At 68.8% G+C, this 23464-nt stretch carries 18 protein-coding genes; 10 read left to right on the top strand and 8 right to left on the bottom strand.

Annotated elements, in window-relative coordinates; genetic code table 11:
* Window positions 1–8: 8 nt before the first annotated feature.
* The 5 genes from CEW88_RS16750 to CEW88_RS16730 all read right to left on the bottom strand — a co-directional run bounded on the left by CEW88_RS16750 (window position 9) and on the right by CEW88_RS16730 (window position 7148).
* On the bottom strand, window positions 9–1217 hold the full coding sequence (locus tag CEW88_RS16750; protein ID WP_108969054.1) for a glycosyltransferase: 1209 nt from the start codon (window positions 1215–1217) through the stop codon (window positions 9–11).
* Window positions 1214–2995, bottom strand: coding sequence for an ABC transporter ATP-binding protein (locus tag CEW88_RS16745; protein WP_108969052.1), 1782 nt, complete (start codon window positions 2993–2995; stop codon window positions 1214–1216). Before CEW88_RS16745 ends, CEW88_RS16750 begins: the two co-directional genes overlap by 4 nt.
* A gap of 397 nt (window positions 2996–3392) precedes the next feature.
* A complete protein-coding gene (locus tag CEW88_RS16740) occupies window positions 3393–5633 on the bottom strand; it encodes a xanthine dehydrogenase family protein molybdopterin-binding subunit (protein WP_217626453.1) in 2241 nt (746 codons plus the stop codon).
* On the bottom strand, window positions 5626–6651 hold the full coding sequence (locus CEW88_RS16735) for an FAD binding domain-containing protein (RefSeq protein ID WP_108969048.1): 1026 nt from the start codon (window positions 6649–6651) through the stop codon (window positions 5626–5628). The genes CEW88_RS16740 and CEW88_RS16735 overlap by 8 nt, the downstream gene beginning before the upstream one ends.
* Window positions 6648–7148: a (2Fe-2S)-binding protein gene (locus CEW88_RS16730; protein ID WP_108969046.1), complete on the bottom strand. Its 501-nt coding sequence runs from the start codon at window positions 7146–7148 to the stop codon at window positions 6648–6650. The genes CEW88_RS16735 and CEW88_RS16730 overlap by 4 nt, the downstream gene beginning before the upstream one ends.
* Window positions 7149–7302: 154 nt before the next feature.
* Here CEW88_RS16730 and CEW88_RS16725 point away from each other — a divergent pair, with 154 nt between their 5' ends.
* A complete protein-coding gene (locus CEW88_RS16725) occupies window positions 7303–7797 on the top strand; it encodes a TetR/AcrR family transcriptional regulator (RefSeq protein WP_254694469.1) in 495 nt (164 codons plus the stop codon).
* Window positions 7798–7915: 118 nt separating this feature from the next.
* Here CEW88_RS16725 and CEW88_RS16720 read toward each other — a convergent pair whose 3' ends face one another.
* Window positions 7916–10705 (bottom strand): bifunctional aconitate hydratase 2/2-methylisocitrate dehydratase, encoded by a 2790-nt coding sequence (locus CEW88_RS16720; protein WP_108969044.1) that lies wholly within the window; start codon window positions 10703–10705, stop codon window positions 7916–7918.
* A gap of 404 nt (window positions 10706–11109) precedes the next feature.
* Here CEW88_RS16720 and CEW88_RS16715 point away from each other — a divergent pair, with 404 nt between their 5' ends.
* From CEW88_RS16715 to CEW88_RS16685, 7 genes are all read left to right on the top strand, one after another.
* On the top strand, window positions 11110–12057 hold the full coding sequence (locus CEW88_RS16715; protein WP_108969042.1) for a TAXI family TRAP transporter solute-binding subunit: 948 nt from the start codon (window positions 11110–11112) through the stop codon (window positions 12055–12057).
* Between the two features lie 57 nt (window positions 12058–12114).
* Window positions 12115–14211, top strand: a complete 2097-nt coding sequence (locus tag CEW88_RS16710) for a TRAP transporter permease (RefSeq protein ID WP_108969040.1) — start codon at window positions 12115–12117, stop codon at window positions 14209–14211.
* Entirely contained in the window at window positions 14208–14579 is a 372-nt protein-coding gene (locus CEW88_RS16705) for a DUF1850 domain-containing protein (protein ID WP_108969038.1), read from the top strand. Before CEW88_RS16710 ends, CEW88_RS16705 begins: the two co-directional genes overlap by 4 nt.
* A complete protein-coding gene (locus tag CEW88_RS16700) occupies window positions 14579–16372 on the top strand; it encodes a sensor histidine kinase (protein WP_108969036.1) in 1794 nt (597 codons plus the stop codon). The genes CEW88_RS16705 and CEW88_RS16700 overlap by 1 nt, the downstream gene beginning before the upstream one ends.
* Window positions 16369–17673 carry a sigma-54-dependent transcriptional regulator gene (locus tag CEW88_RS16695; RefSeq protein ID WP_108969034.1) on the top strand — a complete coding sequence of 435 codons (1305 nt, stop codon included), beginning with the start codon at window positions 16369–16371 and terminating at the stop codon, window positions 17671–17673. The genes CEW88_RS16700 and CEW88_RS16695 overlap by 4 nt, the downstream gene beginning before the upstream one ends.
* An 89-nt stretch (window positions 17674–17762) precedes the next feature.
* Entirely contained in the window at window positions 17763–18716 is a 954-nt protein-coding gene (locus CEW88_RS16690) for a DMT family transporter (RefSeq protein ID WP_108969032.1), read from the top strand.
* A gap of 99 nt (window positions 18717–18815) precedes the next feature.
* On the top strand, window positions 18816–19484 hold the full coding sequence (locus CEW88_RS16685) for a class I SAM-dependent methyltransferase (RefSeq protein WP_108969030.1): 669 nt from the start codon (window positions 18816–18818) through the stop codon (window positions 19482–19484).
* Window positions 19485–19508: 24 nt separating this feature from the next.
* Here the strand turns inward: CEW88_RS16685 and CEW88_RS16680 are convergent, their stop codons facing one another.
* Together CEW88_RS16680 and CEW88_RS16675 are read right to left on the bottom strand one after the other, a co-directional pair.
* On the bottom strand, window positions 19509–20702 hold the full coding sequence (locus tag CEW88_RS16680) for a M20 aminoacylase family protein (protein ID WP_368074605.1): 1194 nt from the start codon (window positions 20700–20702) through the stop codon (window positions 19509–19511).
* A gap of 106 nt (window positions 20703–20808) precedes the next feature.
* Window positions 20809–21861, bottom strand: coding sequence for an NAD(P)/FAD-dependent oxidoreductase (locus tag CEW88_RS16675; protein WP_108969026.1), 1053 nt, complete (start codon window positions 21859–21861; stop codon window positions 20809–20811).
* Window positions 21862–21912: 51 nt separating this feature from the next.
* On the opposite strand from CEW88_RS16675, the gene mnmD reads away from it, so the two are divergent.
* The gene (mnmD, locus tag CEW88_RS16670; protein WP_108969025.1) at window positions 21913–22581 is read left to right on the top strand and encodes a tRNA (5-methylaminomethyl-2-thiouridine)(34)-methyltransferase MnmD; all 669 of its coding nucleotides are present in this window, start codon (window positions 21913–21915) and stop codon (window positions 22579–22581) included.
* On the top strand, window positions 22581–23453 hold the full coding sequence (locus CEW88_RS16665; protein WP_108969023.1) for a DMT family transporter: 873 nt from the start codon (window positions 22581–22583) through the stop codon (window positions 23451–23453). Before mnmD ends, CEW88_RS16665 begins: the two co-directional genes overlap by 1 nt.
* The last annotated feature ends 11 nt before the right edge of the window (window positions 23454–23464 follow it).

Genomic DNA, 23464 nt, shown 5'->3' with positions numbered 1-23464 from the left:
TGTTGTGTTCAATCCTCACCGGCGGGAACAGCCGCGCGGTGCGGCGCCGGGCCGGTCTCGCCGGGGAAGTCGCCCTCAAGGGTCTTGCTGTAGAGACGGCGCAGCGCAGCACTCCAATCCTCGACCCGGTAGCTGCGCAGCACCCGGGCCCGCCCCGCCCGCCCGAGCTCGGCGCGCAGCACCGGGTCACCGGCAAGCTCGGTCATGGCGCGGGCCAGCGCCTCGGGATCGCCCTGCAGCACCCGCCGCCCGACGCTGCCGTCAACCACCGCAAAGGCGCTGCCCGCCGGGGTCGCGATGACCGGCAAGGCGTGGCTCATGGCCTCCAGAAGCGCAATCGACAGGCCCTCGGCGCGCGAGGCGCTGACGTAGACATCGTGGCGGCTCAGCAGCTCGGGCACATCGGCGCGGGCGCCGAGAAAGCGTACGTGATCGCGCAGCGCAAGCGCCTGCGCGCAGTGCTCCAGCGCGGCGCGGCAAGCGCCCTCTCCGGCGATCCCCAGCTCGAAGGGCACGCCGCGCTGAGCAAGTCGGCCGGCGGCCCGGAGCACGGTGTCGACGTCCTTTTCCGGCGACAGCCGTCCGACGACGAGAAAGCGCGCGGGATCGCCGGGAACCCGGCCCGAGCGGCGACGGCGCTCGATCTCGGATAGATCGGGCGGCGGCGGCGCAGGATTGGGCAGCGTCGCAAGAGAGAGCCCGCCGAGCCGCGCGCGGTTGCCGCTGGCCACGCTCTCGGAACAGGCAATGACCCCGCTGGCGGCGCGGCGGAGCGCCTGCGCCTCGGCAAGCCCAAGCAGCCGCGCCCGGCGACCGGGCCCCGGCGGCGGCAGGTGCAGCCCGCCCAGCACCGGCACCCCGGCCAACCGCCCGGCGGGGGGCGCCACGGTATTGGCCAGCCGCAGGTGGGCATGGGCCAGCTGCACGCCGCAGCCGCGGAACTCGGTGGCAAGGCGGTGCACCAGCCCCGGCAGGCCCCCGGCGCCGCGCCGCAGATGGGTGACCGGCACGCCGACGCGCTCCAGCCGCGCGGCATAAGGGGTGTCGACGGGCTCCGACAGCACAAAGACCCGCAGCTCCAGCCGCTCGACCCTCTGGCGCTCGGCGAGGTAGACCAGCAGCTCCTGCGTGCCGCCCCATTCGAGGTTGCCGATGACCTGCGCCACCCGCAGCGGTGTCCGCGATTGACTGGTCCCGAGACCCGGCGCGGCGCTCATGTGCCGGCCCGGTGGAAGGCGTGGAATTTCGAGTCGCGCCCGGTCAGCTCGTCGTAACGGCCCTGTTCAAGCACCCGGCCCGCACCGATCAGGTAGATGAGGTCGCAATTGCGCACCGAGCTGAGCCGATGCGCCACGATCACCACCGTGGTGCGCCCGCGCAGCGCCTGCACGGCGGCGGTAAGCTCGGCCTCGCTGATGGTGTCCAGCGCGGAGGTCGACTCGTCGAGCACAAGCAACGCCGGGTCGCGGTAGATCGCCCGGGCGATGCCGATGCGCTGACGCTGGCCGACCGACAGGCTCTGGCCCCGTTCGCCGAGCGGGGTGTCGTAGCCCCGCGGCAGCTCGGCAATCAGGCCGTCCAGCCCGGCGAAGCACCCGGCCCGGCGCAGCGCCGCGGCAGCGTCTGCCCCGGGAGCGAAGCCAAAGCGGATGTTGTCCCCGATGCTGCCCTCGATCATGCAACTGTCCTGCGGCACATAGGCCACCGAGCGACGCCAGCGGGCAAGGTTTTCGGGGGTGATCCTCGTGCCATCCACGTAGAGCCCGCCGCTGCCGGGACGGATCAGCCCGGTCAGCATGTCGAGGATGGTGCTCTTGCCCGCTCCGGTGGCCCCGACGAGGCCGACGATGCGCTTTGCTGGCACCCTGAGATCGAGGTCGCGGATAAGCTGGCGCTGCCCGTCGGGATAATCGTAGCCGACGCCGCGCAGCTCGAGCGCCTCTTCGAGCGGAAGTCCCTCGACCGCAAGTGCATCCGACAGGTCCACCCCCTCGACCGCAACGAGATCGGCATGCAGCTCGTCCACCGCCGGCAGATCGCCCCTCAGCGCTGCCGCCGAGGCGTAGATGCGCTGGAGCGCCGGGAAAAGCCGTGCCGCGGCAAAGGCATAAAGCGCGACGACCGGAAGGGCGCTGCTGCCCTCACCCTGCTCGGCGAGGGTCCAGATCACGATGAGGATCATCGTGCCGAAGGTCAGCACCTCGAGCACCGACTTGGGGATATCGCGCAAGAGATCGGCGGTGGTGGTGGCCTCGGCGCGGTGGCGGAAGGCCTCTTCGAAGCGTTCGAGATAGCTGCGCTCCATGCCGTAGAGTTTTACCTCTCGCGAGCCCGAGAGCGCCTCACTGAGCAGCCGCGCGGTCTCGCGCGTGGCACCCATGCGGGCGTCGCCGACACGGCGCATCGGCCCGCGCACGGCGGCGAAGATCGCGCCGTAGCCGAGCCCCAGCAACAGCCCCATGGTCAGCGCGGCGCGCGGCTCGACCACCACCAGCATCACGGCCAGCGACAGCGCGGTGCTGAGCGCGGTAAGCAGCCGGACCGCGTTCATCATCACGCCGTTGACCACCCGCTCGACCTCGGACTGGATGTTGCTGACCAGTTCCGCCGAATGCCGCCGAAGCCGGGTGTCGAGCGGCGCGCGCATGTAGCGTGAGACCAGCCGCGAGGCAAGGCTGACGCTCTGCCCGCGCACGAAACCGCGCAGGTAGGTGAAGCCCCAGATGCGAAAGACGATGGCCGCGGTCAGCATCCCCAGCGAGGCGAGCGCCAGCAGCACCAGGAAACCGGTCTCTCCGCCAATCCCGAGCGCGTCGCGCAGCCCGACGAGCATGGGATTTCCGAGCGCCTTCTGCGGGCTCGCCGCGACCATCAGGAAGGGCGCGATCGAAAGCACCGCCGCCATGTCGGCAAGGCCCATGCCGATGCTCACGGCAAGCACCCGCCAGAGCCGCTGGCGGGCCTGCGTGTCGAGCAGAAACAGGATGCGAGCCATCGTACCGCCCAAGACAATCCTCCATGGGCTTCGCGTCTGAAATGCAATGTCGCGCCGCACGGGGTCGGTGACCGGCGCGCGAGGGATGAAAATATCTTCTGAAAATCAGGTCTCAGGATCGCCGATCGCCCGAGAAGAGCAAGAGTTTCCTGAGCCGCCCCCATAGCGGCGCAAGAAGAGCGGCAAGAACCCGCCGATCCGCCGCCCCGAGGCCGAATTCTACTTCGGCGATAAGCCCCCGAGTTCCATTCTCGCCGAGGGTGGCGGCGCGGCCGCGCTTTGCAAAGCGAGACGTCTTTTGGCCGCCGCCTCGTTTTTCGTTCTCGCTGCGACCCCACTGCCGGTCCTTGGCCCGGGTAGCCCCGGCGCGCGGCAAGGGCGCGCCGGGGGTGCCTTTTCAGATCAGGCTTTCGGGATGGATCGGGAAGCGCCTCGGCTGCACCCCGGTGGCGTGCCAAACCGCGTTGCCGATGGCCCCCACCGTGCCGGTGACGCCGATCTCGCCCACGCCCTTGATCCCGAGCGCGTTCACGTAGGGATCGTCCTCGTGCACGGTCATGGCCTCTATCATCGGCACGTCGGCATTGACCGGCACGTGGTAGCCTGCAAGGTCGGCATTGGTCAGCCGGCCCGTGCGCGGGTCGTGCAGGGCCTCTTCCTGCAGTGCCATGCCGATGCCCCAGATCATCCCACCCACAAGCTGACTGCGTGCCAGCCGCGGGTTGATGATCCGCCCGGCGGCGAAGGCACCGATGAGGCGGCTGACCCGCACCTGACCGAGGTCGGGATCCACCAGCACTTCGGCAAAGACCGCCCCATGTGAGAACATTGCCCGCTCGGGCTCGCCCTCGCGCGCACCTTTGCCTTCGCCCCGGACCAACTCGAGCCCGGCTCGGGCGAGGATGTCCTCATATGACTCCGAGCGCTCGTCATCGTTGTGCCAGAGCCGCCCGGCGCGCGCCGTGACCCCGGCGTTGCCAGCCCCGAAAAGCGGCGAGGCAGGATCGGTCGTAGCCAGCTCTGCCAGCTGGCGTACCGCATCCGCCCCGGCGTTGAAGAGCGCGGTCCCGGCGGTTGCGGTATGACCCGACCCCCCGGCGACCCCCGCATCGGGCAAGTCCGAATGGCCCGAGCGGAACTCCACCTTGTCGAGGTCGATCCCCAGACCATCGGCGGCGATCTGCGCCAGCGCGGTCCAGGTGCCCTGCCCCATGTCGGCGGCCGACGTCTCGATCACCGCGGTGCCGTCGGCGCGGAGTGTGGCATGGGCAGCGGCCTGGAACATCGGGCAGGGAAACTGCGCCGTGCCCATGCCCCATCCCTTCAGCAGCCGCCCCTCGCGCAGGCTGCGTGGTGCGTCGGGACGCCCGGACCAGCCAAAGCGTTTCGCCGCCTCGGCATAGCATTCGCGAAGGGCCTTCGAGGAAAACACCAGCCCGGTCGAGGGGTCGCTCTCGGAGTAGTTCTTCAGGCGGAACTCCAGCGGGTCCATGCCAGCCGCCTGCGCCGCGGCGTCCATGGCGATCTCGAGCGCCGCCGAGCCCGGTGCCTCGCCCGGCGCGCGCATCGGCCCCGGGGTGCCCACGTCCGCACGCCGGCCGTGGTGCGCGGTGCGCAGGTTGGGCGCGGCGTAAAGGCTGTGCGAGGCGTTGGATGCAGCTTCGAGGAACTGGTCGAAGGTCGAGGTCAGCGTGACCGTGTCATGCTCCAGCGCCGCGATAGCGCCGGTCTCGTCGAGGTCGATCCGCAGGGACTGACGGGTGGGCGCGCGATGCCCCACGGGCCCGTACATCTGGTCGCGCCTCAGCACCAGCTTCACCGGTCGGTCCAGGTCGCGCGCCGCGAGCACCGCCAGAAGCTGCCCCCCATAGAGGATCGCCTTCGAACCGAAGCCGCCGCCGATGAACGGGCTGCGCAGCAAGATCTGCGACGGATCGATCCCGAGGAAGGCCGCGAAGGTCTGCTTCGACAGGCCAATCGCCTGGTTGGGGGTGTCGATCTCGAGCCGCGCGCCGTCCCAGCGGGCGGTGATGGCATGGGGCTCGAGGGCGTTGTGGTATTGCGGCGATGTCTCGACGATGGTCTGCACATGGAGCGCCGCGCCCTCGCGCGCCGCATCGACGTCGCCCGAGCTATGCGCCGCGGGGCGACCAAAGGCGGTCGTGTCGTTGTCGAAGGGCTCTGCGTTATCCAGCGTGACCCTGTGCGGCTCCGCCGCGTAGCGCGGGGCGAGCAGCCGTGCGCCCTCGGTCGCGGCCTCGAGCGTCTCGGCCAGCACCAGTGCGATCGGCTGGCCGGCGTAGCGCACGCGATCGTCGGTCAGCGTCTCCATGCGCCAGACGAAGGGGTGGATCTTCTCGTCCGGGCTGATCGCCAGCTTGGGCGCATTGCCCGGCGTGTAGACCTTCACCACCCCCGAATGCGCCTCGGCGGCGGCGACGTCGAGATGGGCGACGCGCCCTTTGGCGATGCCGGCGGTGGCGAGCACCGCATGCAGCAGCCCGTCCGGGCGGTTGTCGGCGGCATAGGTGGCGGTGCCGGTGACCTTGAGCCTGCCGTCGCGCCGGGTCAGCGCCTGCCCGGTGCTGGAGCCAAGGCGGACGTGGCCCTGGCCCTGCATGTTTATCAGGTCATCCATTGTCATCTCCTGCAAAGACGGAGGCGGGAAGCGCGGGCAAGCGGCGGGGTGTTCCCGCGGCGGCCCGCTCCAACGCGCGCAAGGCGATGCGCTGCGCGAGGGGAATTTTCGCGGCGTTGTCCCCCGAGGGCCGGGCGCCTTGGGTGGCGAGCTCCGCAGCCCGGGCGAAGCTCTCGGCCGTCGCGGGTTGCCCCTTCAGCGCCTCTTCCGCCTCGCGGCAGCGCCACGGACGGGCGGCGACGCCGCCAAGGGCCAGCCGCGCCTCGGTGATCACCCCCTGCTCGATCGCCAATGCTGCGGCGGCGGAAACGATGGCAAAGGCAAAGGAGGTCCGCTCGCGCAGCTTCACGTAGCGGGCATGGCGGGCCAGCGCACCGGGATCGGGAAGGCGGATGTGCGTGATGATCTCGCCCTGTGCCAGCGGCGCGGGACCAGCCCCTTTCGCATCCGGCAGGGGGTGGAAATGCTCCATCGCCACCTCGCGCAGACCCTGCGGCCCGGCGATCTCGACCACCGCGTCATAGGCGGCAAGCGCCACGCACATGTCCGAGGGATGCACGGCGATGCAGCCTTCGGTCCAGCCAAGCACCGCGTGGCCTCGGGTCACCCCGCCAAGCGCCCCGCAGCCGCTGCCGGGCGCGCGCCGGTTGCAGGGAGAGAGCGGATCCTGGAAGTAGCTGCATCGGGTGGACTGCATGACGTTGCCGCCGGTCGAGGCCGCGTTGCGCAGCTGCGCCGAGGCCCCCGAGAGCAGCGCCTCGGCCAGCGCCGGGTAGCGCGCCAGCACCTGCGGATCGCGGGCGATCTCCGAATTGCGCACCATGGCGCCGATGCGCAGGCCACCACCACTCTCCTCGATCCGGTCCAGCGGCAGGCGGGAGATGTCGACCAGCCGATCCGGAGCGGCGGCGCCGATCTTCATCAGGTCGAGAAGATTGGTGCCCCCGGCGAGAAGCGCCCCCTCTGCCCCGACGGCGGCGCCGATCGTTTCAGCCCGGGTGTACTCGAAGCGGTTCATGCGGTTTTCCTTTCCTTGGTCCCCGCGCTCATCTCGCGGGTGGCCTCGAGCACGGCCTCGGTGATCCCGGCATAGGCGGCACAGCGGCAGAGGTTGCCGCTCATCCCCTCGCGCACCCGCTCGGGGTCGAGCCCGGCCTCACCCTCGGCGATGAGCCCGACGGCGGACATGATCTGGCCCGGGGTACAATACCCGCACTGAAAGCCGTCATGGGCGATGAAGGCGGCCTGCACCGGGTGCAGCGTCTCGCCGTCTGCCAACCCCTCGATGGTGGTGACCTCGGCGCCGTCATGCGAGAGCGCCAGCGCTAAGCAGGCATTCATCCTGCGCCCGTCGATCAGCACCGTGCAGGCGCCGCACTGGCCGCGGTCGCAGCCCTTTTTGGTTCCAGTCAGGCCGATCCGCTCGCGCAGCAGATCGAGCAGCGTGGCGCGCGGATCGTCGAGGGCGATCTGCTGCGGCACTCCATTGATTGTCAGATTGAGTGTCGGTGTCATCTTTCCCTCTCTTGCCATAAGCTGGTGGGAAGGCCGGGGCATCCGGCCATGGATGATTAAATACGGAGGCACCCTCCGTTTTCAAGTGAGTTAACGTATGGGAAGCGAAATAGGCCAAGAAAAGCCTAGACCGAGGAAGCCGCGTGCTGATCAATTGCGCAATCGCGAACGGCTGCTGGATGCCGCGCGCGAGGTTTTTGGCAAGGAAGGCGGCAGCCTCGAGGCGGTCGCCCGCGAGGCCGGGGTCGGAATCGGCACGCTTTATCGGCACTTCCCATCGCGCGAGGCGCTGTTCCAGGCGGTCTATGCGCGCGAGGTCGAGACGCTCGAGCGGCGCGCCGCCGAGGATGAGCTCGAGGACTGGATGCGCGGCGCGCTGCAACTGATGGCCACGAAAAGGGGAATGATCGCCGCGCTCGCGCCGGTCTTCGAGCCCGACTCGACCTTCTTCGGCGAGCAGTCCGAGCGCCTGCGCGGTGCCATTGCCGCGTTGCACGCCCGCGCGCTCGCCGACGGTCGGCTGCGGGGCGACGTGACCAGCGAGGATCTGCTGCGGGTGCTCATCGGGCTGAACTACGGTCCCGGCGCAGATCCGGCGCGCTCAGAGGTGCTGCTGAACGTCTTCCTCGACGGGTTGCGGGCGAAATAGCCCTGCCCGGCCTGTCCCCGCGGGGACAGCAATCTTTGCCATTGAAACGAAAGCGGCGGCGAGGACATCGGTCCCCGCCGCCGCGATTTTGCGCTGCCCCTCAGCGGGGCAGCCACTTTCAGAAGTGCGCGGAGCGCGAGGTCGCGGGCGCCTGAACCGGCGGCGCGAACTTGGTCAGGTCGATGCCTTCCACCGCGGACTTGTACTCATCGGCGCTCGGCGTGCGGCCGAGAATGGCCGAGAGCACAACCACCGGGGTCGAGGCGAGCAACGACTCGCCCTTCTTGTCGGCGGCGTCCTCAACGACACGGCCCTGGAACAGGCGGGTCGAGGTGGCCAGGACGGTGTCGCCCTTGGCGGCCTTTTCCTGGTTGCCCATGCACAGGTTACAGCCCGGACGCTCAAGATAGAGGATGTTCTCGTACTCGGTGCGGTTCTGGGTCTTCGGGAAGAGGTCGTCGAACTCGAAGCCCGAGTACTTCTGCAGAATTTCCCAGTCGCCCTCAGCCTTCAGCTCGTCGATGATGTTGTAGGTCGGAGCGGCCACGACGAGCGGTGCCTTGAACTCAACCTTACCCTGAGATTTCTCAATGTTCTTGAGCATCTGCGCGACGATCTTCACGTCGCCCTTGTGCACCATGCACGAGCCCACGAAACCAAGGTCCACCTTCTTTTCCGCACCGTAGTAAGAGATCGGGCGGATGGTGTCATGCGTGTAGCGGCGCGACGCGTCAGCGTTGTTGACATCCGGATCGGCGATCATCGGCTCGACGATCTGGTCGAGGTCGACGACGACTTCGGCGACATACTTGGCGTTGTCATCCGGGGTCAGCGCGGGCTTCTCGCCCGAACGGATCTCGGCGATGCGCTTGTCGGCCTTGGCGATGAGACCCGCCAGCGTGCCCGCGGCGTTGTCCATGCCCTTGTCGATCATCACCTGGATGCGGTGCTTGGCCAGCTCGAGCGAGCCGATCAGCGTCTCGTCGTTGGAGATGCAGATCGAGGCCTTGGCCTTCATCTCGGCGGTCCAGTCGGTGAAGGTGAAGGCCTGGTCGGCGAGCAGCGTGCCGATGTGCACCTCGATGACGCGGCCCTGGAAGACGTTGTCGCCGTGCTGTTGCAGCATCTGCGCCTGGGTGGCGTGCACCACGTCGCGGAAGTCCATGTGATCGGCCATCTTGCCCTTGAAGGTGACCTTCACGGACTCGGGGATCGGCATGGTCGCCTCGCCGGTCGCCAGCGCCAGCGCCACGGTGCCCGAGTCTGCGCCGAAGGCGACGCCCTTGGACATGCGGGTGTGGCTGTCGCCGCCGATGATGATGTCCCAGTCATCCACGGTGATGTCGTTCAACACCTTGTGGATCACGTCGGTCATCGCGTGGTATTCGCCCTTGGGATCGCGCGCGGTAATCAGGCCAAAGTTGTTCATGAACTTCATCAGGCGCGGGATGTTGGCCTGGGCCTTCTTGTCCCAGACCGAGGCGGTGTGGCAGCCGGACTGGTAGGCGCCGTCGACCGACGGCGAGATCACCGTTGCGGCCATCGCCTCGAGTTCCTGGCTGGTCATCAGGCCGGTGGTGTCCTGCGAACCCACGATGTTGACCTTGACGCGCACGTCCGAGCCGGCGTGCAGGGTCTTGCCCGGCGTGGTGCCGCGGGCGTTGCGGTTGAAGATCTTCTCGACCGCGGTCAGGCCCTGGCCCTCGTGGCTGACTTCCTTGTTCGGTGCGAAGACCAGCGGCGCCTTCACGCCCAGGGTTTCGGCAGCGAACGTCTGCAGCATCTTGCCAAAGACCACGGCATAGGAGCCGCCGGCCTTCATGAATTCGACCTTCTGCGGGGTGAAGGCCGAGGAGACGTCGGCCAGATCTTCGCCGTCCTCGCTGGTCAGCTTCTTGGCCTTTGTGTCGATCTTCAGCACGGTGCCGGTCTCGACCGAGTATTTCTGGTCGAGGATCGGGTTGCCCTCGTTGTTGAGGATCGGCTTGCCGTTCTCGTCGAGCTTCTTGACCCAGTTCTTCAGGTCAAGGCCGATGCCGCCGGTCACGCCCACGGTGGTCAGGAAGATCGGCGAGATGCCGTTGGTGCCCGCGACGACCGGGGCGATGTTGACGAAGGGCACATAGGGGCTGGCTTGCTTGCCGGTCCAGAGCGCCACGTTGTTGACGCCCGACATCCGCGACGAGCCCACGCCCATGGTGCCCTTCTCGGCGATCAGCATCACGCGCTTGCCCGGGTGCTGCAGCTTGAGCGCCTCGATTTCCTTCTGCGCGGTTTCCGAGATCATGCACTTGCCGTGCAGTTCGCGGTCCGAGCGCGAGTGCGCCTGGTTGCCCGGCGACAGCAGGTCGGTCGAGATGTCGCCTTCGGCGGCGACGTAAGTCACCACTTCGACCACGTCGTCGAGTTCGGGCAGCTTGGTGAAGAACTCGGCCTGGACGTAGCTCTCGAGGATCTCCTTGGCCACGGCGTTGCCGGCCTTATAGGCATCGGCCAGACGGGCGGTGTCGGCCTCGTAGAGGAACACCTGGGTCTTCAGCACCTCTGCGGCCTGGGCGGCGATCACCGCGTCATCGCCAAGCGCGAGGTCGAGAAGGACCGCGACCGAGGGGCCGCCCTTCATGTGCGACAGCAGCTCGAAGGCGAAGGCGGGCGGGATTTCCGCGACCACGGCCTCGCCGAGGATGATCTTCTTGAGGAAGTCTGCCTTCACGCCGGCGGCGCTGGTGGTGCCGGGCAGCGTGTTATAGATGAAGAACTCGAGCGAGTCCTTGCGGTAAGCGTTGTCCGCGTCCTCGATCTGCGCGATCAGCTCTGCGACCAGAGCGCCATCGTCGATCGGCTTCGGATGCAGACCTTCGGCTTTCCGCGTTTCGATTTCTGCCAAGTAATCGGTGTACAAGCTCATGGCGATCCCTACGGTTCAATGTTGGATTAAGCTGGAGCACCGGGCGGCGAGAGACGTCCGGCGAACGGCGGTCGGCTTATTGTATGCGGCAGTATACCAGTGACGTTTTGCTGGCAAGGGCCAATACCAGATGGCTTGGCGGAGGCTGGCCGCCCGGCCTGCGCGCGCTGTTTCGGCAATCTCGAAGGGCCGCGGCATGGCACGACGATCGCCCAGCCAAGATCTGCCCGGCCGCAGGGTGCGAGGCGGGAAACTGCCCCACCCGGGGCAGATTCCCGCGAAGAAAATTCGCGACCTGGCCTCTTCCCCGCTTGCCCGAGGCGCGCGGCTTGCTCATGGTTCCGGCACCGCGCGGCAGAAACGAAAGCTTTCCTGCCGCGAACGTATGTTTCGGGAGGACCAACATGATCAGAACTTTCGGGCTCGGCGCATTGATCGCCGGCAGCCTCGTCGTCACCGCGCCCGCCGCTATGGCAACGGAATTCGTCAACGTGCTGACCGGCGGCACCTCGGGTGTCTATTACCCGCTCGGCGTCGCAATGGCGGACATCTATGCCAAGAACATCCCCGACGCGCGCGCCCAGGTGCAGTCCACCAAGGCCTCGGTCGAGAACCTGAACCTGCTGCAGCAGGGCCGCGGCGAAATCGGCTTCGCACTCGGCGACTCCGTCAAGGACGCCTTTGAGGGCAACGCTGACGTCGGCTTCTCGAAGCCGCTCGACAAGCTGCGCGCCATTGCCGCGATTTACCCCAACTACATCCAGATCGCCGCTTCGGCAGATGCCGGCGTGACCACCGCGACCGAACTGGCCGGCAAGTCCGTCTCGGTCGGCGCAGCCAAATCCGGCACCGAGGTGAACGCCCGCAAGATCCTCGGCGCGCTCGGCATGACCTACGACGACCTCGGCAAGGTCGAGTACCTGCCCTTCGCGGAATCGGTCGAACTAATGAAGAACCGCCAGCTCGACGCGACCCTGCAGAGCTCGGGCCTCGGCTCGGCAGCGCTGAAGGATCTGTCGTCGACGCAGGACGTGACCTACGTATCGATCCCCGCAGAGGTGGCCGGCACCCTTGGCGCGCCCTACGCCGCAGGCGTGATCCCGGCCGGCACTTACCCGGGCCAGGACGCGGACATCCCGACGCTGGCGATCACCAACATCCTCGTCACCAGCACCGACGTCTCGGACGAGCTGGCGTACCAGATGACCAAACTGCTGTTCGAGAACCTCGACCAGCTCAAGGCCGCGCATGCGGCAGCCGGCGCCATCGACATCAAGGACGCGATCAAGAACTCGCCGATCCCGATGCACCCGGGCGCCGAGAAGTACTACAAGGAACAGGGTCTGATGTAATCAGACTTGTGCGGCGGCCCGGCCAAGCCCGGGCTGCCTGCACGACGGGAGGACCACATGACCGGACAAACTGCGGCCGAGCACGGCCGGGCCGAGGAACTGGCCGAACTGCACGACCCGCTGGCCTCGAGCTTTCCGCCGAGCCTGACCGGGCGCTTTCTTTTCTGGCTGGCGGTGGCCTTCTCGCTCTACCAGATTTCCATTGCCGCCCATGTCATCGACCTGCCGAGCCAGGTGATGCGCGCGGTCCATGTCGGCTTCCTGATGGCGCTCGGCTTCCCGCTGCTGGCGCTCGGGCGCGGCTTCGGCGCACCGCTGCGGACCCTTTGCACGCTGTTTGCCGTCGCCGGCGTGGCCGTCGCGGCCTACCAGTGGATCGAATACACGCCGCTGCTGATGCGCGCGGGCGATCCGACGCTGACCGATCTGGTCTTCGGCTGCATCGCCGTCGTCACAGTCTTTGTCGCCGCCTGGATGCTCATGGGCCCCGCCCTGCCGATCATCTGCGGGCTCTTCCTGTGCTATGCGCTCTTCGGGCAGCACCTGCCCTCGCCGTTCAACCACCGCGGCTACGCGTTTGAACAGGTGGTCGAGCAGATCGCCTACGGCACCGAGGGGATCTACGGCATCCCGACCTATGTGTCGGCGACCTACATCTTCCTGTTCATCCTCTTCGGCTCCTTCCTCGAGAAGGCCGGGATGATCAAGCTCTTCACCGATGTCTCTCTGGGCCTCGTCGGGCACCGCATGGGCGGCGCCGCCAAGGTCTCGGTGCTGTCGTCGGGGCTGATGGGCACGATCTCGGGCTCGGGCGTGGCCAACGTCGTCACCACCGGCCAATTCACCATCCCGCTGATGAAGCGCTTTGGCTACCGCTCGGCATTTGCCGGCGGCGTCGAGGCGACCGCCTCGATGGGCGGGCAGATCATGCCCCCGGTCATGGGGGCCGTCGCCTTCATCATGGCCGAGACACTGGGCGTGCAATATGTCGAGGTCGTCAAGGCCGCGCTGGTGCCCGCCATCCTTTACTTCGCCGGGGCGTTCTGGATGGTCCACCTCGAGGCCGGCAAGCGCGACCTGCGCGGGCTCTCGGCCGACGAGATGCCCTCGGCCCGCAAGGCGCTGAAAGAGGGCTGGTACCTGATCCTGCCGCTGGCGGTGCTGGTCTGGCTGCTGTTCTCGGGCTACACGCCGCTGTTTGCCGGGACCATCGGGCTTGCGCTGACGGGCATGCTGATCCTCGGCGCGGCCATCGCCATGGGGTTCTCGTCGATGGCGGTGCGGGTCATCTTCTGGATCGTGCTGGGCCTCTGCGCCTCGGCCTTCTTCAAGTTCGGCATCCACGCGCTGCTGCTGGTTCTGGCGGTGCTCATCGCCGCCTGCGCCGCCTTCAAGGGCGGACGCGAGACGTTGGCGGTCTGCCGTGACAGCCTTGCCGATGGCGCCAAGACCGCGCTGCCGGTCGGCATCGCCTGCGCCCTCGTCGGGGTGATCATCGGCGTCATGACCCTCACCGGCGCGGCCAACACCTTTGGCCAGTTCATCGTCTCGGTGGGGCAGAACAGCCTGTTCCTGAGCCTCGTGCTGACGATGATCACCTGCATCATCCTCGGCATGGGTATCCCGACGATCCCCAACTACATCATCACCTCGTCGATCGCCGGCCCGGCGCTGCTCGATCTCGGGGTGCCGCTGATCGTCAGCCACATGTTCGTCTTCTACTTCGGCATTCTCGCGGACCTGACGCCCCCCGTGGCGCTGGCCTGTTTCGCCGCCGCGCCGATCGCCAAGGAAAGCGGGCTGAAGATCAGCTTCGAGGCGATCAAGGTTGCCGCCGCGGGCTTCGTCGTGCCCTTCATGGCGGTCTATACCCCGGCGCTGATGCTGCAGGACGGCGGCGCTTTGGCGGGCGCCATCGGCTACTGGCCTGCGGTCGCCTACATCGTGCTCAAGGCGCTCATTGCCCTCGCACTCTGGGGCGCCAGCGTCATCGGCTGGCTCGGCCGTCCGCTGGCAATCTGGGAGCGGCTGATCGCCGTCGCCGCCGCCTTCACCCTCGTCGCGGCGCTGCCGATCACCGACGAGATCGGCTTTGCCCTCGCCGTGGTCTTCGGACTGCTGGTCTGGCGGCGCAAGGCCCCGGTGTCGGCATGACCGGCTGCCTGATGGCGGGGGCGATGTTGATCGCCCTCGCCGAGGGCGGCAGCTTCACGCTGGAGTGGACCCATTCGGTCGAACGCGAGGACTGGCGCGAGACCTGGGAAGTCACCGAAGATCACCGCCTCCACCTGACGCAGGCGGCGGTCAAGGGCTCGGGCGCGGGCATGGAGCCCGGCGAGGGCGGCCACTTCGAAGACGGCTGGTGGGTCTGGGCGCCGGACCTGCCGCCTGTGCCCGCGCTGAGCCTCGCCGCCTCGGGCAAGACGCCTTCGGCCTGGACGCTCTGTGCCGCGGACTGCACCGAACTCGGCGCCAGCTCCGGCAAGCCGGTGCAGCTCGCCCCCTGCCCCGACGCGGACTGATGGCCCGTCGCGGCGCCCTTCTGCCCGGCCTCCGCTCGGCCTGGCGGCTGCGGCTGATGCTGGTGACAATCGGCGCGCTGCTCTGCGGCGCGCTGGCCTGGCAGCTGGTCATCGCCGAATTGCGTCAGGGGCTCGAGCAGGAGCTGCTGGTCAGCCACCGCGCGCTGCAGACCGAGATCGACCGGTTCCGCTACCTGCCGCGCGTCACCGGCGAAGACGCCCGGATCCACGCCGCGCTGAATGCCCCTTCCGATGCCGCCACCATCGACGCCGCCAACCGCTACCTGCAGAAGATTGCCGCGCAGACCGGATCGGGGCGTCTCTACCTGCTGAACGCGGCGGGGGTGACCATTGCCGCCTCGAACTGGAGCGAGCCCGACAGCTACGTCGGCCACGACTACAGCTTCCGCCCCTATTTCACCGATGCACGCGCCACCGGCAACGGCGCGGTCTATGCCATCGGCGTGACCACCGGCGAGCCCGGCTACTTCATCTCGGCCCGCGTCGACGATCCCGGTCTCGGGGTGCATGGCGTGATGGTGGTGAAGATCGACCTGCGCCCGCTGGAGCAGGCCTGGGCCGAGACCGGCCAGCACATCGCCGTCACCGACAAGGACGACGTCGTCTTCCTCTCGTCGGTGCCGGCCTGGCGCTATCGCCCCCTGACCCGGCTGCCCGGCGCCACGCTCGACCGGCTCGACACCTCGCGCCTCTACGAACGCACCGACCTTGGAAGCTCGGCACCGCTTCTGCCCAATGGCCGCGCACTGCGGATCGAGGGCGAGGGCCGCGCCATGACCCTTCGAGGCACGCCGTTCGAGACCGGCTGGCGGCTGCTGGCGGCCAGCCCGACCTGGCCCGCCCGCGCCGCCGCTGCCGGCACCGCCGCGCTGGTTCTGCTGGCCGCGCTCCTGGGGCTCGGGCTCGCCGACATGCGGCGCCACCGCCAGCGGTTCATCGCGCTGCGGCTGCGCCAGACAGAGGTGATGGAGCGCAAGGTCCGCCAGCGCACCGCCGAGCTGGCGCGCGAGGTCGAGGCCCGCCGCCAGGTCGAGGCCGACCTGCGCGCGACGCAGGCCACCTTGGTGCAATCGGAGAAGATGGCCGCGCTTGGCCGGATGTCCGCGGCCATCGTGCACGAGGTCAGCCAGCCACTCGCCGCGATGGAGGCGACGCTGACCGCCGCCGAGTTCGGCCTCTCGCGCGCGCCGGAGCAGACCGCCGCCCGGCTGCAGTCGGCGCGCGGGCTGATCCGGCGGATGCAGCGGATGACCAAGCACCTCAAGAATTTCTCGCGCCGTGAGGCGGCCCCGCTCTCGCCCGTCTGCGCCGTCGACGTGGCGCGTTCGGCGCTGGCGCTGGCCCAGCCCCGCGCCGACGCCGCCGGGGTCCAGCTCCAGTTCGACGCCCCCGCCGATGCCCCCATGGTCGAGGCCGGCCACGCCCGGCTCGAGCAGGTCTTGATGAACCTCTTGCACAATGCCATCGAGGCCGTCGAGCCGGGCCAAGGCGAGGTGACGCTGTCGATCGAGCGCGGCGCGCGGGACGTGACCCTTCTGGTGACCGACAATGGCCCCGGCATCGCCCCCGACGTGCTGCCGCGGGTCACCGAGCCCTTTTTCTCGACCAAGATCGGCGGCGAGGGTCTGGGACTCGGGCTTGCGATCTGCTTCGAGGTAGTCCAGCAATTCGGCGGACGGCTCGACATCCGCTCGGCCCCCGGCCGGGGCGCCGAGGCCGCGGTGATCCTGCCGTTGCTGGAAAGTGACGACGAACGAGAGGCCGCCGAATGAGCCCGCTGATCCACGTGGTCGAGGATGACCGCGACCACCGTCTCGCGCTCTGCGATCTGATCGAGGCCGCAGGCTACCGCGCCGAAGCCTTTGCCGGCGGCGCCGAGGCGCTTGCCGCCGGCAGCCGCCCCGACCTGATCCTGACCGACCTGCGGATGCCCGGCATGGACGGGCAGCAGCTGCTCGAGGCCGCCCGCGCGCGCGATCCCGATTGCCCGGTGGTGCTGATCACCGGCCATGGCGATCTGGCGCAGGCCGTTCAGGCGATGCGCGCCGGGGCCGAGGATTTCCTCGAGAAGCCCTATGACGGCATGCATCTTCTGTCGGTGATCGAGCGCGGCCTGCGCGGCCGCGCCGCGCGCGCCGAGATCGGCCGGCTGCAGGAGCGCATCACCCGCCGCGACGAGGGCGGGCTGCTCGGTCAGTCGGCGGCCATGTCTAGGCTCCGCGCGCGCATCGCGGCGATCGGCCCGACCGATCTCGATGTGGTCATCACGGGCGAGACCGGCACCGGCAAGGAACTAGTCGCCCGCGCTCTGCATGAGGCCAGCGCCCGCGCCGCCGGACCCTTGGTCGCGGTGAATTGCGCCGCACTGCCCGAGAGCCTCTTCGAGATCGAGATCTTCGGGCATGTGGCCGGTGCCTTCCCCGGGGCCCAGGACAAGCCTGGCAAGCTCGAGACCGCCTCGGGCGGAACGCTAATGCTCGACGAGATCGAGGCGATGCCCGCGGCGATACAACCCAAACTGCTGCGCACCTTGCAGGAACGCGCCGTCGAACGGCTGGGCGAGAACCGCCTGCGGCCGCTCGACCTGCGGATCATCGCCACCTCCAAGACCGACCTGCGGCCGCTGACGCTCGACGGCAGCTTCCGCGCCGACCTCTTCTACCGGCTCGCCGGGGCCGAGATCACCGTCGATCCGCTGCGTGTGCTTGGCGACGACATCACGCTGCTGTTCAGCCATTACGCCAACCTGGCGGCGGCGCGCTACGGACAGGAGACGCCGGCGGTCGATTACACGCTGAGGCAACGGCTGCTGCGCCGGCCCTGGCCCGGCAACGTGCGCGAATTGAAGGCAATGGCGGAACGCTACGCCCTCGGGCTCGACCTGCCCGAGGAGGCCGCGGCACCGATCGCCGAGCCCGAGAGCCTTGCCGCCCGTGTCGCCGCCTTCGAGGCCCGCGAGATCAGCCTCGCGCTCGAACGCTGCCGAGGCAACACCGAGCGCGCCGCCAAGGCACTGGGGATGGCGCGGCGAACCCTCAACGACAAGATCAGCCGCTACGGCATCCGGGTCTGAGACCGGCACGGCACGCTCCGCTCGACCACTGGCGCGTGGCATGCACATGCCCCCTTGCCAAATCGCGGTGGCCTGCGCATGGCATGCGGATGCAAACCACAAACGCCCCCCACGCCGCGCCGACGGCCGCCCTGCACGTCGACCGCCCCCTGCTCGGGGCGCTGCTCATGCTCGGCTTCTGCGCCACGGCGCCGCTGATCGACGTCGGCTCGAAACTCGCCACCCGCAGCCTGCCCGTTGCCGAGATCACCGTAGCGCGCTTCGTCGTACAAGGGGCGCTTATGCTGGCGCTGGCGCTGGTCCTGCGCATCCGCCTGCGGCTGACCCGGCGCGAACTGGTGCTCACGATTGCTCGCGCAGCGCTGTCGCTGGTCGCCACCATCGCCTTTGTCGGTGCGATGGTGCGCATGCCCATCGCCGATGCGCTGGCGATCGGCCAGATCGAGCCCTTCGTGCTGATGTTCCTCGGCTGGGCGCTGCTGGGAGAGAGCGTCGGGCCGCGCCGGATCCTCGCCTCCATCGTCGGCTTCGGCGGCGCGCTTCTGGTGGTCCAGCCCGGGCTGGCGAACCATGGCCTGTCGGCCATCCTGCCGCTCATCACCGCGGTGTCCTTCGCCGGCTACATGCTGGTCACGCGGCAGCTGCGGAGCCTGGCGCCGGTGGCGCAGCAGGCCACCACGGCGATTGCGGCGGTGATCCTTGGCGCGCCCTTCATGTGGCTGCTGCCCGAGAGCCTCGGCGGCGGCGCGGTCTGGCCGCAGGGCGCGGCCTGGGGCTTTCTTGGCGGCATGGGCCTTGCGGCGACCCTGGCGCATATCTTCCTGACCTACGCGCTGCGGCTCGCCCCTTCGGCGCTGATCGCGCCCCTGGGTTATCTCGAGCTGGCCTCGGCGACGCTGCTGGGATGGCTGGTGTTCGGCGACTTCCCCGCTGCCATGGTCTGGGCGGGCATCGCGCTGATCGTCGGCTCGGGGCTCTACCTGATCCACCGCGAGCGGCTGGCCCACCGGCGCCCGCAGACCCCGGCGGTGCCGCCGGCCTGACGGGCCGGGTCTGCGTGGCGGCTTGACTTGCGCCGAATTTTGGACGCAAGGGAGGCACAGGGCGCCCTGCGCGCCGCCCCTCCTGGAACCCATCAGACCGTGTCCACCAACCCCTATGAACTGGCCGGGTTTTACGACTCCGCCATCGCCGCGGGCCGGCACCGCGCCATCGTCGGCGGCCGCTGGGATGAGACCGGGCGGATCGAGATGTCGATCCTCCAGGATGCCGGCCTGCTGCCGCATCACCACCTGCTCGATATCGGCGCCGGGGCGCTGCGGCTCGGCTGCAAGGCCGTGCCCTATCTCGAGCCCGGCCACTACTGGGCCACGGATGCCTCTCGCGAGATCCTGCTGGCGGGGCACAGGGCCGAACTCGAGGATCCGGCGCGGCTTGATCCGGCGCAGCTGATCGAGGATGCGCGCTTCGACTTTCCGGGGGTGCCGAGCAGCATCACCCATGCCATCGCCTTCGCGGTCTTCCCGCATCTGCCCATGGCCTATCTGCGGCGCGCCCTGACCAACCTGCGCCGGTTCGAGCGGCTCGAGAGCTTTCTCTTCACTGTCTTTCTCGCGCCCGATCCGGTCACCGCGATGCAGCCCTACCGCCAGCCCGACGGGGTGGTGACTCATGACATCCGCGCGCCCTACCACATCCTCGCCGAGGACGTGGAGCATCTGGCGCAGGGCAGCGGCTGGAGGGTCACGCGCAGCGCGGTGATGCTGCCGCGCGGGCAGGTGCTCTTCACCGCGCGCCCCCTCGGGGGCTGACGCGGCGAAGGCACGGCGCGTCTTTCAGGCGGCCAGTTCGCGGGCGACCAGTTCAACCCAGTAGCGCATCCCCGGAAGGATCGCGTCGTCGTTGAAGTTGTAGGCGGCGTTGTGCAACTCGGCGCTGTCGCCGTTGCCGTAGAGGACCATGGCCCCGGGGCGCGCCTCGAGCATGTAGGAAAAGTCCTCCGAGCCCATTGCCTGCGCGCAGTCGCCGTCGACATTCTCGGCACCTGCCACCGCCGCCGCCGCGGCCAGCGCCACCGCCGTTTTCGCCGCGTCATTCGCTGTCACCGGGTAGCCCGGCCGCCAGTCGAGCGTGGCCTCGCAGCCGAACTGCTCGGCGCCGGACTTCAGCATGCGGCGCAGATGCGCCTCGATCTCGGCGCGGGTTGTCGAGTTCATCGTGCGAATCGTACCGCCAAAGACCGCCGTGTCTGGGATCACGTTGAGCGCGCCGGCCGAGCCCACGTCGAGATAGGTGATCGACACCACCACCTGGTCGAAAGGATCGGAAAAGCGCGACACCAGCGTTTGTGCCGAGGCAATGAGATGCGCCGCCGCCACTACCGGGTCGATCGACTTGGTCGGCGCCGAGGCATGGCCGCCGCGCCCGGTGACGGTGACGACAAACCGGTCGCCCCCTGCCATCATCGGGCCGGGCCGCGTGGCGAACTGGCCGACCGGCAGACCCGGATCGTTGTGCATGGCGTAGACCGCGTCGATCCCGAACCGATCAATCAGACCCTCCTCGATCATCGCGCGCGCCCCCGCGCCGCCCTCTTCGGCGGGCTGGAAGATCAGCGCGACGGTGCCAGCGAAATCGCGTGTCTGGCAGAGGTACTGCGCAGCGGCGAGCAGCGTCGCCGTGTGCCCGTCGTGGCCGCAGGCGTGCATCATGCCGGGCACCTTCGAGGCGTAGGGAAGGTTGGTCTTCTCGTCCATCGGCAGCGCATCCATGTCGGCGCGCAGACCGATCACCGGGCCGTCGCCCTTGGCGCCCTTGATCAGCGCCACGATGCCGGTCTTGGCGATGCCGGTCTCGATCTCGTCGACGCCGAAGCCCTTCAGCTTCTCTTCCACGAAGGCGGCGGTCTTGTGCAGCTCGTAGAGCAGTTCCGGCTGCTGGTGGAGGTGTTGTCGCCAGTCTTTCGCGTCTTTTGCGATGCGGGCCATGTCTTCGGCCCTGTCTTCGGGCATGTCTGGTGCGTGACTCACGCGGGTCTCTCCTGTTGTGCCGATCCGGCGGCGCCCTGCGCGCTTGGCCTGGGAGATGCCGGAGTCCGCGCCATGCTTGCAGACGCGCGCGGCGAGGCCAAGCTGTTCAGAGCGAATCTTCGACCCGGAACCCCTCGGGGATGGCATCATGCCCGTCGAGCAGCAGATCGGCCATGACCTGCGCCACCTTGGGACCCATGCCGAAGCCGATCTTGAAGCCGCCGTTGGCGATAAAATGCCCCTCCCGCCCCGGCCAGGCACCGAGCATCGGCGCGCGGCTTCGCGCACGCGGCCGTACCCCGGCCCAGCGTTCTATCACCTCGGCGCCCTGCAGCGCGGGCACCGCCAGCGCCGCCCGGGCAATGAGCGCCTCGCATTGATCGTCCGTGGCGCTGGGATCGTCGAAGTCCCGCTCCGAGGTCGAGCCGACCGCCACGGTGCCATCCGCGTGCGGCACGACATGCAGCCCCTCGGCGTAGATCTGCGGCACCTCTCCCGCATCATAGCGCAGGCTCACCGACTGGCCCTTCACGCCGGTGCCGACGTTCTTTCCGAGCGCCTCCGACAGCTCTTTCAAACCGCGCCAGCCGGTGGCCCAGAGCACCTGCCCCGCGTCCTCGGCCTCGGGCTGCACCTCGACCCCGCGCGCCGCGAGCGCCGCGACCAGCGCGGCGCAGGCCCGGCGCGGGTTCATCCGCGCGGTGAGCGTGTCGCGCACCAGCAGGCCCGAGGCGCTGACCGGCGCCCAGCTTCCGGCCTCTGCCGCGGGGATCACCTCCCAGACGGCGTTGTCTGCCCAAAGCGCGCGCGCGGTGGCCTCGCGCCCGCGCGCCAGCGCCACCGCCTTGTCGTCTTCCAGCGGCTGCAGTCGCCCAAGCCGCCCGTACCCCGAGGAGACACCGCCCGCTGTCTCGACTCCGGACCAGAACTCTCCGGCCATCAGCAGGCTGTCGAGCTGGAAAGCCTTCTTCGGGTTCCAGGTCTCGGGCACGTGCGGGGCCAGAGCACCGACCTGCCCGCCGCTCGATCCCGAGCCCGCGCCGAAGGGGTCCACGACCTGCACCGCCGCGCCGCGCAGCGCGCAGGCCCAGGCGATCGACAGGCCGAAAATGCCCGCCCCGCGCACCGTCACATCCACGCTCTTCTGGCTGCTTGCCATTCCGCCGACTCCGCTTCATGTAGGATCACAGTTTTAGGACAGGACCGCAGGATGAGCCAGCCCGACACCCCGGAGTGGCGCGACGGAGACGTGCCTGTCTCGCCGCGCTTCGACGATCCCTATTATTCGCTGGAAAACGGCCTGTCGGAGACCCGGCACACCTTCCACGCGGGCAACGATCTGCCGGCGCGCCTGCGGGACGGGTTCCACGTGGCCGAGCTCGGCTTCGGCACAGGGCTGAACCTGCTGGCCACGCTGGCGCTCTGGCGCGCCGAGGGCATCGACGGGCAACTCCGTTTTACCACCTTCGAGGCCTTTCCGCTTGCCGCCGAGGACATGCTGCGGGCGCAGGCGGCCTTTCCCGAGCTGTCAGGGATCGCCGCCGAGCTGGCACCTTTCTGGCAACGCGATGCGCGCGAGATCACCCTGCCCGACCTGCAATTCACCATGGTCGAGGGGGACGCGCGACAAACCCTGCCCGCGTGGCAGGAGCTGGCCGACGCCTGGTTCCTCGACGGTTTCTCCCCGGCCAAGAACCCGGAGCTCTGGGGGCCGGAGCTGATGGCCGAGGTGGCGCGCCACACCGCCCCCGGCGGCAGCGCCGCCACCTATACCGCCGCGGGTCACGTGCGGCGGGCGCTGGCCGAGGCGGGCTTCGAGGTCGAGCGTCGCCCGGGCCACGGGCGCAAACGCCATATGACCGTCGCAAGGAAACCCTGATGGCCCAGCAGAACACGCGCCTAGGCATCTGGCTGATGGTGCTCACCACCTTCATCTTCGCCATGCAGGACGGGCTGTCGCGGCACCTGTCGGAGGCCACCAATGTCTACATGGTCACGATGGTGCGCTACTGGTTCTTCGCCGTCTTCGTTCTGACGCTGGCGGCGCGCAGCAAGGGCGGGCTCAAAGCCGCGGCGAAGAGCGGCCAGCCCTTCGTGCAGGCCTTCCGCGGCGTGCTGCTGGTGGTCGAGATCTGCGTCATGGTCTCGGCCTTCGTCCACCTCGGCCTGGTCGAGAGCCATGCGGTCTTCGCCTGTTACCCGCTGCTGATCGCCGCGCTTTCGGGACCGGTGCTGGGTGAGAGGGTCGGCTGGCGGCGCTGGACCGCGATCGGCATCGGCTTTGTCGGCATCCTCATCATCCTGCAACCCTCGGGCGGGGTGTTCTCGCCGCTGGCGGCAATCCCGCTGGTGGCGGCGCTGATGTTCGCCCTCTACGGGCTGCTCACCCGCCGCGTCGCCCGAACCGACAGCGCCGCGACCTCCTTCTTCTGGACCGGTGTCGTTGGGGTGGCGACGGCGACGCTGATCGGCATGTGGTTCTGGGAGCCGATGAGCCTGCCCGACTGGGGTATGATGGCGCTGCTCTGCCTGACCGGGGCGACTGGCCATTACACATTGATCAAATGCTACGAGGTGGCCGAGGCCTCGGCGGTGCAGCCCTTCGCCTATCTTCAACTGGTCTTCGCGGCGGCGCTGGGGATCGTGGTCTTTGGCGAGACGCTGCGGCCGAACGTGGCGCTCGGCACGGCGATCATCGTCTGCGCCGGGATCTTCACGCTGATCCGGGCGCGCAGGGCCGAGCAGCGCTGAGCCACCCGCCC

Source organism: Alloyangia pacifica (assembly GCF_003111685.1).
In the GTDB taxonomy this organism is placed as follows: domain Bacteria; phylum Pseudomonadota; class Alphaproteobacteria; order Rhodobacterales; family Rhodobacteraceae; genus Salipiger; species Salipiger pacificus_A.
The sequence above is the reverse complement of the archived record's forward strand: the minus strand, read 5'-3'. Positions and strand labels throughout refer to the sequence as shown.

Excerpts from the sequence above, each read along its gene's own strand:
- CEW88_RS16750 (WP_108969054.1), bottom strand. The coding sequence starts at position 1,217 with ATGAGCGCCGCGCCGGGTCTCGGGACCAGTCAATCGCGGACACCGCTG.
- CEW88_RS16730 (WP_108969046.1), bottom strand. The coding sequence starts at position 7,148 with ATGACACCGACACTCAATCTGACAATCAATGGAGTGCCGCAGCAGATC.
- CEW88_RS16690 (WP_108969032.1), top strand. The coding sequence starts at position 17,763 with ATGCAAACCACAAACGCCCCCCACGCCGCGCCGACGGCCGCCCTGCAC.
- CEW88_RS16720 (WP_108969044.1), bottom strand. The coding sequence starts at position 10,705 with ATGAGCTTGTACACCGATTACTTGGCAGAAATCGAAACGCGGAAAGCC.
- CEW88_RS16695 (WP_108969034.1), top strand. The coding sequence starts at position 16,369 with ATGAGCCCGCTGATCCACGTGGTCGAGGATGACCGCGACCACCGTCTC.
- CEW88_RS16675 (WP_108969026.1), bottom strand. The coding sequence starts at position 21,861 with ATGGCAAGCAGCCAGAAGAGCGTGGATGTGACGGTGCGCGGGGCGGGC.
- CEW88_RS16665 (WP_108969023.1), top strand. The coding sequence starts at position 22,581 with ATGGCCCAGCAGAACACGCGCCTAGGCATCTGGCTGATGGTGCTCACC.
- CEW88_RS16705 (WP_108969038.1), top strand. The coding sequence starts at position 14,208 with ATGACCGGCTGCCTGATGGCGGGGGCGATGTTGATCGCCCTCGCCGAG.
- CEW88_RS16710 (WP_108969040.1), top strand. The coding sequence starts at position 12,115 with ATGACCGGACAAACTGCGGCCGAGCACGGCCGGGCCGAGGAACTGGCC.
- CEW88_RS16700 (WP_108969036.1), top strand. The coding sequence starts at position 14,579 with ATGGCCCGTCGCGGCGCCCTTCTGCCCGGCCTCCGCTCGGCCTGGCGG.
- mnmD (WP_108969025.1), top strand. The coding sequence starts at position 21,913 with ATGAGCCAGCCCGACACCCCGGAGTGGCGCGACGGAGACGTGCCTGTC.
- CEW88_RS16740 (WP_217626453.1), bottom strand. The coding sequence starts at position 5,633 with ATGGATGACCTGATAAACATGCAGGGCCAGGGCCACGTCCGCCTTGGC.
- CEW88_RS16715 (WP_108969042.1), top strand. The coding sequence starts at position 11,110 with ATGATCAGAACTTTCGGGCTCGGCGCATTGATCGCCGGCAGCCTCGTC.
- CEW88_RS16735 (WP_108969048.1), bottom strand. The coding sequence starts at position 6,651 with ATGAACCGCTTCGAGTACACCCGGGCTGAAACGATCGGCGCCGCCGTC.
- CEW88_RS16745 (WP_108969052.1), bottom strand. The coding sequence starts at position 2,995 with ATGGCTCGCATCCTGTTTCTGCTCGACACGCAGGCCCGCCAGCGGCTC.